This window comes from Dinghuibacter sp. (assembly GCF_035492835.1).
Taxonomy (GTDB): Bacteria; Bacteroidota; Bacteroidia; order Chitinophagales; family Chitinophagaceae; genus Dinghuibacter.
Genome location: NZ_DATJIY010000079.1, coordinates 1 through 2,236 on the forward strand (window position 1 = coordinate 1; position 2,236 = coordinate 2,236).

Sequence of the window (2,236 nt, forward strand, 5' to 3'; positions counted from 1 at the left end):
GCCATCAATACGGCCGAAGCGAAGAGGAACACATGGCAAAGCATAACGATTTGGTTTTTCCTGGAAAATACCGGCGCGGGGTAAAAAATATCTTAATAATTGATTAATTTAACCTTACAACCTCTGATATGTCTGACCGCCGCAGCTTCCTCCGACAGGCGGGTCTATTGACCTGCGCTTTTTCCGCCACGAGTCTTTTCGAGCATATGCACGCAGCCGGTTTTGCGGCAGCCGCTGAGCGCGTCCGGCACCTCAGCCCGGCCGACATCGCCCGGGACGAAACCTTTTGGAACGTCATCCAGCAATCCTATACGGTGAGCTCCGAGATGGTCAACCTCAACAACGGCGGGGTGAGCCCGTCTCCGCGGGTGGTCCAGGAGGCGGTGGAGCGTTACAACAAAATGGCCAACCAGGGTCCGTCTTACTATATGTGGGGCGTCATGGACAAGGGTCGTGAACCGCTGCGCAAAAAACTGGCGGAGCTGGCGGGCTGCGACCCGGACGAGATCGCGATCAACCGGAACGCCACCGAGGCGCTGAACACCGTGATCTTCGGGCTGGACCTCAAAAAGGGGGACGAGGTCATCGGGACGAAGCAGGACTACCACAATATGGTCAACGCCTGGAAGCAACGGGCGGCGCGCGACGGCATCCGGTATAAACAGATCAGCTTCGACTTTCCCATCGAGGACGATGCGGCCATCGTCGACGCCTATGAACGCGCTATCACGCACCGCACCAAGGTCATTCACGTCACGCACATCATCAACTGGGTCGGCCAGATCATGCCCGTCCGCAAGATCGCGGACATGGCGCACCGGCACGGGGTCCAGGTCATTTGCGACAGCGCGCATGCGTTCGGGCTGCTGGATTTTTCTGTTAAAGACCTCGGCTGCGACTATTTTGGCACGTCACTCCACAAATTCCTGAGCGCGCCGATCGGCACGGGAATGTTGTGGATCAAAAAGGAAAATATCCGGCGCGTCTGGACGTTGTTGAGTGCGGACAAACCACAGGACGGGGACATCCGCAAGTTCGAATCCCTGGGCACGAGGAGCTTTCCGCTGGAACAGGGCGTAGGCGAGGCCATCAACTTCCATAACGGCATCGGGCCAAAGGTCAAGGAGGAGCGCATCCGCTTTTTAAAGGACTACTGGGCAACACAGGTGGTCGGGCTGCCGCGGGTCCGCATTCATACGTCATTAAAACCCGAATATTCCTGCGCGATCTGCGGGGTGACCGTGGATGGGCTTACGCCGGGGGAGTTGAACTCGAAGTTGTTTAATGACTATAAGATCCATGCGGTCGGTATTGTTTGGGAAAACATAAGTTGCGTGCGGATTACGCCGCACGTATACACTACAAAGGATGACCTGGACCGGCTGGTCAGAGCGATTACCGAGACGGCGCGGGCCTGATGTTCTTGTCCGCCCATTTCAGGAACCACTTTACGTTTGCCTGGTCCTGGTGGCCCTGGTCGTGTTGACGCCAGGCCAGCTGGCCGTCCAGCAAGGGCGTATTCACAGGGGGCATCCTTTCGGTTGTATAGTCGTTCGACACACCCAGGTCTTTTGCGTTGAGTAATTTGAAAACCGGGCCGGCGGCCACAGCGGCCATATAGCTGCCCTGGTGGTCGAGCCATTTGGCGTCGCCCTTTTCCGGGATGCCATAGCTGATAAAGACGAGCCGCGGGGCGCAAAGGGCGATGAGCTCGTGGGCGTCGACGGGGAGATCGCACGCGGTCATCCGGTGGGGCGCTTCGGCGCCATACTTCATAAAGTTCCCCGCCATCCAGTAGTATTCCCCACCGGTCAGGCTTTCGACGGCCTCGCCCCAGTTGCGGCGGTTGATCTTGGCGCCGCCTTCGCCGGAGGAGCCGATCAGCCCCATGGCAAAACGGGGCTCGAAGGCGAGCGTAACCAGCGCCGCCTTTCCATACCGGCTTACACCCTCGATACCGACGTGTTTGGCATCCACGCCAGGCTCGCTCGTCTCCAGGTAGTCGAGGCCGCGGGCGGCGCCCCAGGCCCAGGCGCGGAGAGCGCCCCAGTCGTCGGGTTTGCGGAACTGGCCCTTGTTCACCAGGCCGATGATGCCCTTGGTAAGACCGGCGCCGTTGTCGGCCTGGATGCTGGCGGGGTTGATAAAGGCGTAGCCCCAGCCGTCGGCGATCAGCTGGTCCGTGGTGGGCGGGTCGTTGTTGACGCCGGGGACGCCGGGTTGGTCGACGGGGCCG

2 protein-coding genes are annotated in these 2,236 nt (G+C 59.7%); one reads left to right on the top strand and one right to left on the bottom strand.

The window, feature by feature from the left end; translation table 11 throughout:
* Window positions 1-128: 128 nt before the first annotated feature.
* Window positions 129-1,418, top strand: a complete 1,290-nt coding sequence (locus VL547_RS07715) for an aminotransferase class V-fold PLP-dependent enzyme (protein ID WP_325576957.1) — start codon at window positions 129-131, stop codon at window positions 1,416-1,418.
* On the opposite strand, the gene VL547_RS07720 is transcribed toward VL547_RS07715, so the two are convergent.
* Window positions 1,396-2,236, bottom strand: an 841-nt coding sequence (locus tag VL547_RS07720) for a hypothetical protein (protein WP_325576959.1), incomplete at its 5' end; no start/stop codon positions are given. The two genes, VL547_RS07715 and VL547_RS07720, sit on opposite strands and share 23 nt — an antisense overlap.